Below are 13,273 nucleotides of genomic sequence, written 5' to 3' on the forward strand. Positions count from 1 at the left end.
TCACTTCCCCTGATGCCCTCTTTGGCCATCAGCGAAGGATTGGTGGTCACACCATCCAGTATGCCCAGCCGGGCCGCTTCACGGATCTGCAAAAGGTTCGCCGTATCAATAAAAAATTTCATGGACTATTTGCTTATGCGGATTGGAGAGAATTTGGTTTACTGAACGGTGAGTTTGTATCTGGTAACGGTATGGTATTTTTCACCGGGTTTTAGAATTGTTGAAGGAAACGAAGGTTGGTTGGGAGAGTCCGGAAAGTGCTGGGTTTCCAGGCACAAAGCACCGTGTTGCGGAATAGGTTTTCCATCCCTGTTTTTGATGGTGCCGTCCAGGAAATTGCCCGAATAAAACTGCAGTCCCGGCTCGGTGGTGTAGACTTCCAACTTCCGGCCTGTCGCCGAATCCGCCACCCAGGCCACCAGGGCCAGATCAGTTCCTTTCCTGTTCAAGACAAAGTTGTGATCGTAACCACCCTGCACCTGTCCGATGCGTTCACCGATTTTATGCGGAGAAGTAAAGTCGAACGGTGTGCCCTTTACCGCCAGCAATTGCCCTGTCGGGATGAGCGTGGTATCAACCGGTGTGTACCGGTCGGCATCAATCCAAAGCGTGTGGTCCAAAATGCCTTTGCTCACATCGCCGCTTAGGTTAAAATAACTGTGGTTGGTGAGGTTTACCGGCGTGGCTTTGTCTGTTTCGGCAGTGTACTCAATCTGCAATTCGTTGTTGTCAGTCAGGGTGAACGTCACGCTTGCTTTCAGGTTGCCGGGGTAGCCTTCTTCGCCGTCCTTGCTGATGTAAGAAAGGGTGAGCGCCGGTGTGCCATCATTGGCAGGCGCTGCATCCCACACCACTTTGTCAAAGCCCTGGTTGCCGCCGTGCAAACTGTTTTTGCCGTTGTTGGCTGCCAGTGTATAGGTTTTCCCATCAAGGCTGAATTTTGCATCGGCGATGCGGTTGCCATAGCGGCCGATGGTAGCCCCGAAATAAGGTGGTTTAGCCAGGTAGCCCGAAAGGCTGTCAAAGCCCAGCACAATATTGCTCTTGCCACCACTTTTATCAGGCGCTATCCACGAGGTAACGGTGCCGCCGTAGGATGAAATTTTTACTTCCGCACCGTTTTTATTCGTCAGCGTAAAGAGCTGCACTTTTTTGCCGCCGGCCTCGCCCCAGTCGGCCGCCGTCACTGCTGCCGTATGCGTGGTAGTGTCGCCTTTGCCGGCCGCGTTCTCGTTTTTCGTTTCTGTGTTTCCGCAGGAAGCAAATAAACCACTGCAAAAAACCACCAGGGAGAAGAATGTCACTCTGTTCATAAAGCTGACTTGTTTTAATTGATTGAAAAATGATTATTGTTTTGTACTGTTTTTTTTCAGGGAAGGTTTACCGCCAGCCATCCTGATTCGAACGACTGACAATGAATACGCCGGGGCACTCAGCGCCAGTTTATTGCTTTTGATGGAAACCGTAGATTCTTTGGGCGCGACCTGTGCGGGCTGACCGAAGGTATTCACTGCATCCGGCTCATTGCCCTGCAGGACGGTCAGCGTGCCTTCGCCCCTCAACGACTGTACACCTTCCAGTGAGAGGTTGCTGCTCTTGCGTTTACCGGAAACATTCACCAGTTTAATGATCAGGTCATTGGACTTTTCATCTACGACGGCCGATGCATACAAGCTGTCCTGGCCCGCAATCGTTTTCCCGTTCGCTGTAAGAGAGACCACCTTGGTGCCTTTGTTCAGCGAAAACAATTTCTGCACGTAGTAATCCGGTGTGCCGATGATGTGCAGGTTATCCACCCAGATCAGGTCCGGCGTCCATTGCCAGCCGTCGGCATGGGCAAACAGCGGCGCATACGAAGCCATGGTCACCACGTCGGCATTGCGTTCCAAACCGGTCATAAAGGCCGCCTCCGAAAGGGCCGTCGTGAGGTTGTTGCGGTTGCTCACACTCACGGTCCTGTCGCTTTGTGCGGCATATTCACCGGCAAAGACTTTCGAGCCGTTGCGGGGATAATTGTCGTAGCGGCCCGCGTTCTGCAGAAACCATTCCGGGCGGCGGTAGTAATGTTCGTCAATGATGTCGGCGTTGTTGCTGCGCAGCGCTGTATTCAACTGGTCAAATCGTTCGCCATTGGGATCGGTGCCCGAGCTGTTCACCAGTTGAATACCGGGATATTTTGCTTTGAGGGCTTTCGTAAAAATGGCCAGGCGCTCGAGGTATTGCGGTCCCCAGTTTTCGTTGCCAATGCCCATCATCTTCAGGTGGAAAGGCGCCGGGTGTCCCAGGTCGGCACGCACCTTTCCCCATTTCGTCGTTGCATCGCCGTTCGCAAATTCCACCAGGTCCAGGGCGTCCTGCACATAGGGGCCCAGTTCATCCAGCGGCACCACTTCGGCGGAATTAAACTGGCAGGCCATGCCGCAGTTTAAAATCGGCAGGGGCTCCGCCCCAATGTCTTCACACAATTGAAAATATTCCAGAAAGCCCAGGCCAAAGGATTGAAAATAATCCGGCGCCGGGCGGTGGGCAAATTCGAAGTTCCAGCGGTTGATCTTCATCTGGCGGTTTTCCACCGGTCCGATGGTTTTTTTCCATTCATACCGCTGCGACAGGTCGTAGCCCTCCACGATACAGCCACCGGGAAAGCGCACAAAGCCCGGCTTCATATCGGCAAGCATCTGCACCATGTCGGCACGCAGCCCGCCCGGACGGCCTTTCCAGGTGTCCGAAGGAAAAAGGGAGATCATGTCCAGGTCAATGATCCCCTCGCCTTCAAACCAGAGATTCAGCCTGCCCTTGGGTTCCGTGGCAGTTGCCTGTAAACTGACCGCCTGCCGGTTCCAGTTGGTATCGCTTTTTTCCGGCGTCAATACCGTTTCGCCAATGACCCCGCCTGCTGCATCCAGCAATTCGATATGCAGTTTCAACCCCGGCTTTTGCTGGCGATAAAGCACCGAAAAATCGTAGCGCAGGTCTTTTTTAAACCCCATCCCGCGGAAGCCTTCGTTGAGCAAACTGACATCGCCTTTTTGCGGATGGCGGGCCGCCACGCGAAGGAAGCGGGGGTTGGTACTGTTTACCTCCTTTCGGTTCAACACCAGCACGTCACCTTCGGCCTGCCGCGTGATTGTCCAGCCCATGGTGGGCTTAAAAAACTCAAACGAACGGTTCTTCACCAGTTCCGCATAAAGCCCGCCATCCGCACCAAAATTGATGTCTTCGAAAAACACGCCCCACATGGTGGGCTGCACGCTGGCCTTTACCTCGTTTACGTTGACCACCATCGCCGCCGGCTGCGCCGTAAGCTGCAGGTAAACCGCGGTGGCAACCAGCACAATCGGTATCCGTTTTTTCATGCTATCGTTTTAATTCGGTCCTGAACGCATCAGGTTTGTGATTTACTCAGCTCCCCCGGCTGTTATCACTTCATCTCCAGCACCACCACCGAGAAAGGCGGTAGCTTTACATTCAACGCCCCCCCGGCAAGGGTCGCACCGTTAAATACAGCCGGCTGAATTTTGGCAGGATTTTCAAATGAATTGTAATCCTGCAGTTTGCCGGACTGCAAAATGCGACCGGTCAGCGTGCTGTATTTTCCGCCTTCAACCTGCAAACTTACGGTCTGCTCTTTTTGGGCGTCGATGTTCACCAATGAAACGTGTGTGCGTCCCAGCGAGTCTACTGAAGCGGAACCGGAAACCGCCGGTAGTTTTTGCCCGCTCACCACGTAATCACCCGAGCGGATCGTCAGCGGCAACAGCCTGGCATCCTGGTGCACGTTGTACATCTCCATCACATGATAGGTCGGTGTCAGGATCATTTTATTCCCCTTTGTCAGGATCACCGCCTGCAGCACGTTGATGGCCTGTGCGAGGTTCGCCATCCGCACACGGTCGCTGTGGTTGTTGAAGATGTTCAGCGTGGTGCCGGCAATCATGGCATCACGCATGGTGTTTTGCTGGTAAAGAAAACCGGGGTTGGAGCCTTTCTCCACATCGTACCAGCCGCCCCATTCGTCCACCACCAGGGCCACTTTTTTCTGCGGATCGTATTTGTCCATGATGGCGCTGTGATGCTGCACAAGGCTATCCATGAAGAGGGCCTGTTGCATCGTTTTAAAATACTCGTCCTCGCTGTAGTTCACCGCATCGCCTTTCTTCGACCAGTTGATGACCGAATAGTGATGCAGGGCAACGCCTTCCACCATGTGGAGCGGGATGTTCTTCATCAGTGTTTCGGTCCAGTTGTAATCAGCGGAATTGGCGCCGGAAGCGACACGAAAGATATGGCTCGTGTTGCTCCAGTCGGACATGAACGTGGCATATTTGCGATAGAGATCGGAATAGTAATCGGGCTTCATGTTGCCGCCACAGCCCCAGGCTTCGTTGCCCACGCCCCAAAACCGCACGTTCCAGGGTTTGCTGCGGCCGTTGGCCTTGCGAAGATTGGTCATCGGGCTTTCGCCGGGAAAGTTGACATAGTTGACCCAGTCGGCAACATCCTGCACGGTGCCGCTGCCGATGTTGGCAGCAAGGTAAGGTTCGGCACCAATCAGTTCGCACATGTTGAGAAAATCGTGCGTACCGAAGGAGTTGTCTTCCGTAACACCACCCCACCATACGTTCACCATTTTCGGCCGCTTGGCTTTGGGCCCAATGCCGTCCTTCCAGTGATAGGTATCGGCAAAGCAGCCACCCGGCCAGCGCAGCACCGGCACTTTTAATTTGCGAAGAGCGGCCACCACATCGTTCCGCACACCGGCCGTGTTGGGAATGGCGGTGTTCTTTTCACCCACGTAAAAACCATCGTAAATACAGCGGCCCAAATGCTCGGCAAAATGCCCGTAAATAAACCGGCTGATCGTACTTTTTGGCGTACCGGCCTGCAGCACACCGGTGCTGGTTTGCGAAAATGTTGCCGATACAAAAGACAATAGAAATAAGCAGCAAAGAATCGTCTTCTTCATCATTCTTTTCATTTCAAGGTAAACACAAAGGACCGGATCGCGACTGGATTTTAAAAGCTGCCAATGAAAGTGGGGTTACCCGGGAGTCCTCTGCACTGTTACCACTAACCAGGAAATGATCGCTGATTTTTCAGGGCAATTGCACTCGTATCGATATCACCTATTCCAAACGATTTGTACTGTTTACCCTCAAGCGCAACCGCCTTTTTTCATAAGCAGGAAAATCCTACGAAGGTCTTTGGGTGGTGAAGTTGCGGAAATTTGCTTTTGTTTTCTATTCAGATTGTTTCAATATTTCGACAAATCGTTACATTTTTTTGGCTTTTGCAGATAACGACGCCTACTTTTTGTCCTTACAAAGAACCCTGCTCTCACACAGGGCAAACGCCAGTTTTCGATCTGGTACCGGTAGCCGCACCGGTCGTCCTTTTATTTCCAGAAGTGCCCACGGTATTTTCATCGGCCAGCAACGGTGCTTCTTCGCTCCAGCAACACGGTATTCCGCCAAAGACCGTTAAGTTGGGCAATTCTTTCGCGGTAGCCAATTTCACGGAAACCGAACTTCTTTTGAAGTGCGATACTAGCGGTGTTTTCCGGAAAAGTGCTTGAGTAAAGCGACCATACGCCGTTCGCTTCACTGCTTTTGATCACGGCTTCCATGAGCCTACTGCCAATCCCTTTTCCATGAAAAACCGGGTCAATATAGATGCTCAATTCGCAGACACCCTTGTAATGCTCTTTGGCTGATGTCGGCGACAAGGCAACCCAGCCAACAACCACATCGTTCTGTACGGCAACAAACCTCGAATGATTGAGGTGGCCACTGTTCCACAAATGCCAGGAGGCAGGAGCCAAAAGCTGGAAAGTGGCATTGCCCGAGGCAATGCCACTTTCATAAATCTTCCTTACGGCCTCCCAGTGCCGGGGCAGCAAAGGCTTAATTTGCACAGCGGTTACAGCTCGCTTCATTTGTTTTTACGTTGCTTTCGGCAATCGGTAATTCAGCATTTTTTCCGTCGTTACCCATCCATTGTTCCATTGCTTCCGGCGCTGGTCTTGCATTGACGCCTTCTCCGTAAACGGTCGCCGTTCCGTGTGTATAGAAGGCTTCCCAATCCACTCCCTGCGGGTCTGTAATCCAGCTTTTTTGCGACTTGGAATAACAGCAGGTGCATTCTCCTTCCTCTCTGACCGTTCCTTTGGCGTTTTGCATGTTCCGGTATACATCCTGCAGTTCGTCCGTGCTCTCCACCTGCAGTCCCAGGTGCTCGATGCCGGTTTCCGCATGACCGGTGGAGATGGCAAAGTTAACACGGGGATCGTCCAGCATCCACTTGGCATAATCAGCCTTTTCTACACTTGGCTGTATGTTGAACAAGGCATTGTAAAAGCTGATGCTGTCGGCCAGGTTTTTTACTCGTACGTGAACGTGAAAGCGTTTCATGGTTGTTGTTTTTTGTGTTTGTGTGGCTGGTTTACATCCTAACAACGGCAGCCTGTAAAAAAAGACGCAGGTTTTTTTAGAAATTTCATTGATTTATTTTTTCCGATTCACCAGCCGCATTCATCGTAATATTGCAATTAATATGGGAACTACGAAAGCGGAAAACTTTACCGACCGGCAGAACCGGCTGGCGCAGATGATGAAGGCACTTGGCCATCCTGCCCGGATTGCCATCATCCAGGAACTGCTCAATGCGAAAACCTGTATCTGCAATGAGTTGGTGAATGAACTGGGCCTGGCGCAGGCAACCATCTCCCAGCATTTGAAGGAACTCAAAAATGTCGGCCTGATTAAAGGCACGGTCGAAGGAACCAGCACGTGCTATTGCATCGATCCGAAAGGATGGAAGCAATACAGGCAGCAAATGGATGCTTTCTTTGTCAGCTACGAAGGAAAAAACAACTGCTGTTAGTCCTTTTCGAAACCACATCGCGTACTCATCTACTCATTTGAATATGTCAGCCACTCATTGTACACCGGCCAACGAACGAAAGCGCCTTGGATTTTTAGACAGGTACCTCACCCTTTGGATCTTCCTGGCCATGGGAACTGGCGTCGCCCTCGGCTATTTCTTGCCTTCTTCTTCGGGTATCATCAATTCCTTTTCCTCCGGCACCACCAATATTCCGCTGGCCGTTGGACTGATCCTGATGATGTATCCACCCTTTGCGAAGGTGCGTTACGAAAAGCTCGGGGAGGTTTTCCGGAATACAAAAGTCCTCGGCATGTCGCTCCTGCTAAACTGGGTGATCGGTCCCGTGCTGATGTTTATCCTGGCGATTGTTTTCTTACACGGCTATCCCGAATACATGGTGGGCCTGATCCTGATCGGGCTTGCCCGCTGCATCGCGATGGTGATCGTTTGGAACGAACTGGCAGAAGGCAGCCGCGAATATGCAGCCGGCCTGGTGGCGCTGAACAGCATTTTCCAGGTGTTGCTTTACAGCGTATATGCCTATGTGTTTGTCACCTTGCTGCCGCCGCTGTTTGGCATTACCGGTGCCGAAGTCAGCATCACCATCGGGCAGATTGCCAAAAGCGTGGCCATTTACTTAGGCATCCCTTGCGTCGCCGGCGTTCTCACACGAGTTCTTCTGCGCCGGGCACTGGGTGAGACGTGGTACCAAACGAAGCTCATCCCCTTTGTTGCACCCGTCACGCTGATCGCCCTGCTCTTTACCATTGTCGTGATGTTTAGTCTCAAAGGCAAACTGATTGTGCAGATCCCGTTTGATGTCATCCGGATTGCCGTTCCGCTGGTCATTTATTTTGCCATCATGTTTACCGTGAGCTTTTGGATCGGCAAAAGGATGGGCGCCGATTATTCCACCAACGCCTCCATTGCTTTTACGGCAGCCGGCAACAATTTTGAGCTGGCCATTGCCGTAGCCATTGGCGTTTTTGGCATCAACAGCGGGCAGGCATTTGCAGGCGTCATTGGCCCGCTGGTGGAAGTGCCGGCGCTGATTGCACTGGTGAACCTGGCCTTTTGGTTCCGGAAGAAATTCTATTCTACCAAACCTGTACAGGCAACCTGAAACCAATGAATATTGTCTGGACAACTGAACGTGATTGACACGAACCTTCACGCACAGGAATGGCGCAACGTAATGCATACCAGAACCGATCTGCTACTTGCCTTAAGCATGATAGCAGCCTAACGGATAAAACCCGTTTGACGAATTTTGTTAGATTTGATTTCAAGCGACAGTTGAAGATTGCCGCCTGCCGCACGATAGATTGACCTGCTAAAAAGAGAGCAAACCGATGGCTACAAGCACACTGACCGCTTCACTATGGAAAGAACACAGCGAGAAACTAAAACAGTTCATCTGCCATAAGGTGAACGATGATGATTGCTGCAATGACATTCTGCACGACCTGTTTTTTAAGATCCGGGACAAAGAGGAAAAGATCGCCCTGCTGGAAAAACCGGCGTCTTATATCATCAAGATGGCCCAGAACGCCGTGATCGATTATTACCGTTCACAAAAAGAAGAGCCGACCGAAATCTGCGAATATGGCCCACTGGCGGGCAGCCAGGAATTTTCCTCTACGGAACTGTACAATATTACCCTGCTACCGTACATTGAAAACCTTCCCGCCATTTACAGGGACGCACTCATCCTCAGCGACCTGGAAGGACTTCCGCAAAAAGAGCTGGCGGAGAAGCTGAACATCTCCTATACTGGTGCAAAGTCGAGAGTGCAACGGGCAAGGCAAATGCTTAAAGAGGCCATCCTCAAGTGCTGTAACTACAAATTCGACAAATTTGGAAACGTGATCGGCTGTTGCGAATAAATTCATTGCGTCTTTTTCGCAGGGCTCTGTTGGTAGGGCGAAGGATAATAAAATCTGCTGGTATGCATTCCGCGACCAAAATTTCCCGGCTTCGGCAAAACTGTACAGCAAAAAGGCAATGGCCTGGAAAGAATCTTTAAAAGTCCTTGTTTCGCGAAGCAAAATGGTACGGCTGCAATTCGGTAATTTTGGTTTCACCGTCAAATTGAAAATTATGCCTGCTAAAAAACTGTGTCGCAGTCTCCCTGTCTTCCTGTTTGCCGTATTCAGTGCCCACTTCGCAAACGCACAAAATGAAAAGGGCCCCAACCGGGTCTTGCCTTTTTTGGACACGGCCGTCATTGAACAGAGCGTAGGGCTGAAAGGGAAATCCAGTAACGGCGAATACAAAATCACGATCCCGCAAAACGACCTGCGCGTCGATGTTGATGGCTTTACAATTATCCCAGCAATGGGACTGGGAACATGGGTTGACTTTGCGCCTTCGGCTGACGGCGCAATGGTCATGGGTGACCTCGTGCTGACCGAAACCGATCTCAAGCCCGTGCAACAGGAAGTTATCAGGCAGGGACTGACCATTACCGCCATTCATAACCATTTTGTCCGCAACCATCCCAATGTATTGTACATGCATGTGGGCGGCTCCGGACCCACTGCCGGGATAGCGCAAAAAATAAAAGCCGTGTTGGCCAAAATAGCCGAATTGCGGGGTGGCGATCCGGCGAAGGGAACGGCTTCCAACCAAAGCGTACAAAACACCCTTGATACCAAGCGCCTGGATGAAATACTGGGATCGAAAGCCGAAATGAGCAAGGGGGTATACAAATACACCATTGGCCGGCCCGATGTAACCCTGAAGGAACACGGCATGACCGTTACGACGTTCATGGGTTTTAATACCTGGGCCGCCTTCCAGGGTACACCGGAAAAGGCGGCCGTTGCCGGTGATTTTACCATGCTTGAAAACGAGGTTGCCCCGGTGATCAAAGCGCTGGTGGAAAACGGGATTGAAGTCGTGGCGGTCCATAACCACATGGTGCACGAGCAACCGCGAATATTCTTTTTGCACTACTGGGGCATTGGCAATGCCGAGCAGTTAGCAAAAGGCCTTCGGGCTGCGCTGGACCAAACCGGCAAAAAAAATGCGTCGATGGGTGAAATGAAAATGGGCAATCATTGATCTCCGTTTAAGACCAGTGAAGCATGGAAATCGACGGCGCAGGCAGGTGGCAGAACCGCATGCGCTTTTGCCAAAAACCCAAGGCACCCTTCTCCGGTGTATTAGGGATGCACAATGGCCCAGCCCTGGTATTGCCGGATAATGATTTCCCCGTTGCCACTCGGAACGTAGGAAACGAAGGGCCACAGTTCTTCTTTGCTGATGTGCCGTTCCCGAACGGTGTTTTCGCACTGGGCAAGAATGACACCTTTGTTTTGCAGGGCGGTCAGCAACGTATCGTAGTGCGCCGTTTTCCGGTACATCTCCACACCGTCTCCAAACGCAACCAGTTCCACCTGCAGTTTGCCTTTCAGGCGTGGATCTGCCAGGGCATTGTTGATGTTGCGGATGATACCCCGGATCTTCTTGTCGTCCGACTGGTTGAGAATATAGAGTGCCTTGTATTCAGTTAACGTGGCTTCCGCTCCGCGAAACGCCTGTGGCCTGGTGGTTTTCTGTGCATGACCGGTAACGGAAAAAAACAGGATCAAAAGGGCCGGAATGATTTTCAGTTTCGTCATTGTTCTTTTAATTTTTCTGATTGGCTAAACTCCTTAACCGCCTCACCAAGATCCAGCACGGTAACACTCCCGTTGCGTTTGGAATGGATCAGCGAACTGGCGGCCGCACTGCGGTAGCCGCCGGCACAATGTACAACGATTGGTTTGTCCGTTGGTATCTCCCCGACCCTGTTCCGCAATTCAGCCAAGGGAATAGCAAGACTGCCCGGAAAGATTTTACCGGCTTTTACCTCCGGTGTGTTTCGCACATCCACGATGGTGTACTTGTCAATGTGTCGCCGGAATCGTGCCACATCCATCGTTGCTTCCTTCACTCCACCACCGGTAACGACCAGGGCCGCGATAATCGCTGTTTCGTACCCGATCGATCCCGCCCTTTTCATCATTCGTTGCAACTGTTCTTCGTTTTCACCGGCCAGGTAAAATTTTTCGCCGGGTCTGATGATGCTGCCCAACCAGGTTTCAAACTTTCCATCTTCCATCAGGTTCACGGAATGGGGTAAATGCCCATTCTTAAACGCTTCTCCTTTACGTGTATCCACAATCCACGCCGTTTTGTCGAATCCATTGATTTGCCCCTCGCTTTCCAGCACAGCAATCCTGGACAGGTTTTCGGCCAGCGGCGCAACGCCCTGCCTGTTCAATTCGACGGCATACGGGAAATACTGCGGAACAAAGGGCTGATCGGCCAAAAGGTTTTCAACGAATTCCGCTTTGCTTGCCGGTTGCAAACTCCAGTTGGTCTGCTTTTCCCTGCCGATCGTGCTGCTGCTTTCTTTGCCGAGGCTTTTGCCGCAGAGGGTGCCGGCGCCGTGTGCCGGGTAGACAACAACATCATCGTGCAACACCATCAGTTTTTCACGCAGCGAATGAAACATCTGCCCGGCTAGTTCTTCCCGCTTCGTGTGCATCTTGCTGGCACCTTCGCGCAGGTCGGGCCGGCCGCAGTCGCCAACAAAAAGTGTATCGCCGGTGAAAACGGCTTTCTGTTTTCCATCGTGCGCAAGCAAAATGCAAATGCTGTCGGGTGAATGACCGGGTGTAAATAGAGCGGACAGGGTTATCTTACCCAAGCGGATCGATTGCCCTTCGTCGAATGACTGGTGCGGATAGGTTGCATCCACCCGTTTGCTGGTGTAAACAGGCGCACCGGTCAGCCGGTGCAGTTCCAAATGTCCGCTGACGAAATCGGCGTGCGGGTGCGTTTCAATGATGCCGGCAAGTTGCAGCCCGTTTTGCTGTGCAAAGTCAAGGTAAGGCTGCACCGTACGGGCCGGATCGATCAGGATCATCTTTTTCTCGCAGTCGCTTACGACTGCGTAACTGTATTGCGAAAGGTTTTTGTCTTCGAATTGTTTTATCTGCATCACGTCGAATGTTGATTGTAAAGTAAAGACAAACTTATCTTGTGCCTCTCATCCAATGCGTGACTTCAGTCACTCAATAAACGTCAATTCTTTGGTTAATTTGTCGGGTAAATGTTTCAGGAAATGCAGGGATTAAAAGAAAATCGCGGCCAGTTTTATCTCCTGGTGCTTATCAACGCTTTTGTCGGCAGCATGGTAGGCCTGGAACGGTCGGTATTACCGGGATTAAGCCAGTCTTTTCACCTGGACAGCTATACAGCCATGCTTTCGTTTTTGGTTGCATTTGGCAGCAGCAAGGCTCTTTTTAACCTGCTGACCGGTAAACTTTCAAAAAAGCTTTCCCGCAAAAAGGTCCTGTTGCTGGGATGGATCGCCGCCCTACCGGTTCCGTTTCTCCTGCTCTATGCACCCAATTGGAATTGGATCATTGCGGCCAATATTTTTTTGGGAATCAACCAGGGACTGGCCTGGTCGTCAACCGTGATCATGAAGATTGATCTCGTGGGCGAAAAAAACCGTGGTCTCGCGATGGGCATTAACGAATTTGCCGGCTATCTCTCTGTTGGCCTGGCAGCCTACCTGGCCAGCGAAATCGCTGCGGCCAAAGGCTTTGCGTTCTATCCCTTTCTGCCGGGCATCTTCTTTTCGCTTGCCGGCCTGCTGCTTACTGTTCTCTTCGTGAAAGACACAATGCCGCATGTGTTGCACGAAGCCGAAAAAAGCAAGCTTCCCTTGTTGCCCAATATCTGGAAAGAAACCTCGTTCAGGCACCACAACATCGGCAGTGTAACCATCAACGGCTTTGTCAATAACCTGAACGATGGCATCATTTGGGGACTGCTGCCCGTGCTGCTGGCAAGCAAGCATTTCTCGGTAACGCAAACGGGACTGGTTGCCGGCATTTATCCCGCCATCTGGGGTCTGGGACAACTCTTTACCGGCCGGTTGGGCGATCGCTATTGCAAAAAGCAATTGATCTCGGCCGGCATGGCGATACAGGCTGTTGGACTGATCGTACTGGCGCTTGCAGCAACAGTTTCGACAGCCATTTTTTCCATGACGCTGTTAGGCCTGGGAACCGCCCTGGTTTACCCCAATTTTTTGACTGTCGTGGCCGAAAACACGCATCCGCACCAACGGGCACAGAGCCTGAGCATTTTCCGGTTTTGGCGGGACAGCGGTTATGTTGCCGGCGCCTTGCTTTCGGGGATGCTGGCAGACGCATTCGGCATAGTTGTTACATTGCTGATCGTTGCTGCACTGACGGCGCTGGCAGGCCTTGTCGCCCAGGTTCGCATGTGCTGCACGATGAAGCTCTTCTGGAAAAGCAGCGTTTGTGCGGATCTATATTGAACCGAACCACGCAGCGAATGGAGAAAAAAATCTCCGGGAAAG

At 51.7% G+C, this 13,273-nt stretch carries 13 protein-coding genes; 5 read left to right on the forward strand and 8 right to left on the reverse strand.

What is annotated here, in order from left to right; translation table 11 throughout:
• The 6 genes from D6024_RS27460 to D6024_RS19545 form a co-directional block, all read right to left on the reverse strand.
• On the reverse strand, positions 1 to 122 hold a 122-nt coding region (locus D6024_RS27460), incomplete at its 3' end, for a transaldolase family protein (RefSeq protein WP_317125278.1).
• A gap of 36 nt (positions 123 to 158) precedes the next feature.
• Positions 159 to 1,313: an aldose epimerase family protein gene (locus D6024_RS19525; protein WP_121356451.1), complete on the reverse strand. Its 1,155-nt coding sequence runs from the start codon at positions 1,311 to 1,313 to the stop codon at positions 159 to 161.
• Between the two features lie 33 nt (positions 1,314 to 1,346).
• Complete coding sequence (locus D6024_RS19530; protein WP_121356452.1) at positions 1,347 to 3,356, reverse strand: alpha-L-arabinofuranosidase C-terminal domain-containing protein; 2,010 nt, start codon at positions 3,354 to 3,356, stop codon at positions 1,347 to 1,349.
• Positions 3,357 to 3,421: 65 nt separating this feature from the next.
• Positions 3,422 to 4,966, reverse strand: a complete 1,545-nt coding sequence (locus D6024_RS19535) for an alpha-N-arabinofuranosidase (protein ID WP_121356453.1) — start codon at positions 4,964 to 4,966, stop codon at positions 3,422 to 3,424.
• A gap of 456 nt (positions 4,967 to 5,422) precedes the next feature.
• Positions 5,423 to 5,935: a GNAT family N-acetyltransferase gene (locus D6024_RS19540; protein WP_121356454.1), complete on the reverse strand. Its 513-nt coding sequence runs from the start codon at positions 5,933 to 5,935 to the stop codon at positions 5,423 to 5,425.
• On the reverse strand, positions 5,904 to 6,410 hold the full coding sequence (locus D6024_RS19545) for an ArsI/CadI family heavy metal resistance metalloenzyme (RefSeq protein ID WP_121356455.1): 507 nt from the start codon (positions 6,408 to 6,410) through the stop codon (positions 5,904 to 5,906). The genes D6024_RS19540 and D6024_RS19545 overlap by 32 nt, the downstream gene beginning before the upstream one ends.
• A 142-nt stretch (positions 6,411 to 6,552) precedes the next feature.
• Between D6024_RS19545 and D6024_RS19550 the strand changes: the two genes are divergently transcribed.
• From D6024_RS19550 to D6024_RS19565, 4 genes are all read left to right on the forward strand, one after another.
• Entirely contained in the window at positions 6,553 to 6,882 is a 330-nt protein-coding gene (locus D6024_RS19550) for an ArsR/SmtB family transcription factor (RefSeq protein ID WP_121356564.1), read from the forward strand.
• Positions 6,883 to 6,925: 43 nt separating this feature from the next.
• Positions 6,926 to 8,008, forward strand: coding sequence for an ACR3 family arsenite efflux transporter (arsB, locus tag D6024_RS19555; protein WP_121356456.1), 1,083 nt, complete (start codon positions 6,926 to 6,928; stop codon positions 8,006 to 8,008).
• 229 nt (positions 8,009 to 8,237) lie between these two features.
• Positions 8,238 to 8,771: a sigma-70 family RNA polymerase sigma factor gene (locus D6024_RS19560; RefSeq protein ID WP_121356457.1), complete on the forward strand. Its 534-nt coding sequence runs from the start codon at positions 8,238 to 8,240 to the stop codon at positions 8,769 to 8,771.
• Between the two features lie 214 nt (positions 8,772 to 8,985).
• Positions 8,986 to 9,951, forward strand: coding sequence for a DUF1259 domain-containing protein (locus D6024_RS19565; RefSeq protein ID WP_121356565.1), 966 nt, complete (start codon positions 8,986 to 8,988; stop codon positions 9,949 to 9,951).
• A gap of 101 nt (positions 9,952 to 10,052) precedes the next feature.
• Here the strand turns inward: D6024_RS19565 and D6024_RS19570 are convergent, their stop codons facing one another.
• Together D6024_RS19570 and D6024_RS19575 are read right to left on the reverse strand one after the other, a co-directional pair.
• Positions 10,053 to 10,511, reverse strand: coding sequence for a DsrE family protein (locus D6024_RS19570; protein ID WP_121356458.1), 459 nt, complete (start codon positions 10,509 to 10,511; stop codon positions 10,053 to 10,055).
• Positions 10,508 to 11,878 carry an MBL fold metallo-hydrolase gene (locus D6024_RS19575; protein ID WP_121356459.1) on the reverse strand — a complete coding sequence of 457 codons (1,371 nt, stop codon included), beginning with the start codon at positions 11,876 to 11,878 and terminating at the stop codon, positions 10,508 to 10,510. The genes D6024_RS19570 and D6024_RS19575 overlap by 4 nt, the downstream gene beginning before the upstream one ends.
• Positions 11,879 to 12,001: 123 nt before the next feature.
• Here D6024_RS19575 and D6024_RS19580 point away from each other — a divergent pair, with 123 nt between their 5' ends.
• The gene (locus tag D6024_RS19580) at positions 12,002 to 13,231 is read left to right on the forward strand and encodes an MFS transporter (protein ID WP_240410097.1); all 1,230 of its coding nucleotides are present in this window, start codon (positions 12,002 to 12,004) and stop codon (positions 13,229 to 13,231) included.
• Positions 13,232 to 13,273: the final 42 nt, after the last annotated feature.

It is taken from the genome of Flavisolibacter nicotianae, from assembly GCF_003628535.1.
Taxonomy (GTDB): domain Bacteria; phylum Bacteroidota; class Bacteroidia; order Chitinophagales; family Chitinophagaceae; genus Flavisolibacter; species Flavisolibacter nicotianae.

What these genes read in the sequence shown, in the direction of transcription:
- D6024_RS19580 (WP_240410097.1), top strand. Translation starts at nt 12,002, where the DNA reads ATGCAGGGATTAAAAGAAAATCGCGGCCAGTTTTATCTCCTGGTGCTT.
- D6024_RS19560 (WP_121356457.1), top strand. Translation starts at nt 8,238, where the DNA reads ATGGCTACAAGCACACTGACCGCTTCACTATGGAAAGAACACAGCGAG.
- D6024_RS19530 (WP_121356452.1), bottom strand. Translation starts at nt 3,356, where the DNA reads ATGAAAAAACGGATACCGATTGTGCTGGTTGCCACCGCGGTTTACCTG.
- D6024_RS19545 (WP_121356455.1), bottom strand. Translation starts at nt 6,410, where the DNA reads ATGAAACGCTTTCACGTTCACGTACGAGTAAAAAACCTGGCCGACAGC.
- D6024_RS19540 (WP_121356454.1), bottom strand. Translation starts at nt 5,935, where the DNA reads ATGAAGCGAGCTGTAACCGCTGTGCAAATTAAGCCTTTGCTGCCCCGG.
- D6024_RS19535 (WP_121356453.1), bottom strand. Translation starts at nt 4,966, where the DNA reads ATGAAGAAGACGATTCTTTGCTGCTTATTTCTATTGTCTTTTGTATCG.
- D6024_RS19525 (WP_121356451.1), bottom strand. Translation starts at nt 1,313, where the DNA reads ATGAACAGAGTGACATTCTTCTCCCTGGTGGTTTTTTGCAGTGGTTTA.
- D6024_RS19565 (WP_121356565.1), top strand. Translation starts at nt 8,986, where the DNA reads ATGCCTGCTAAAAAACTGTGTCGCAGTCTCCCTGTCTTCCTGTTTGCC.
- arsB (WP_121356456.1), top strand. Translation starts at nt 6,926, where the DNA reads ATGTCAGCCACTCATTGTACACCGGCCAACGAACGAAAGCGCCTTGGA.
- D6024_RS19570 (WP_121356458.1), bottom strand. Translation starts at nt 10,511, where the DNA reads ATGACGAAACTGAAAATCATTCCGGCCCTTTTGATCCTGTTTTTTTCC.
- D6024_RS19550 (WP_121356564.1), top strand. Translation starts at nt 6,553, where the DNA reads ATGGGAACTACGAAAGCGGAAAACTTTACCGACCGGCAGAACCGGCTG.
- D6024_RS19575 (WP_121356459.1), bottom strand. Translation starts at nt 11,878, where the DNA reads ATGCAGATAAAACAATTCGAAGACAAAAACCTTTCGCAATACAGTTAC.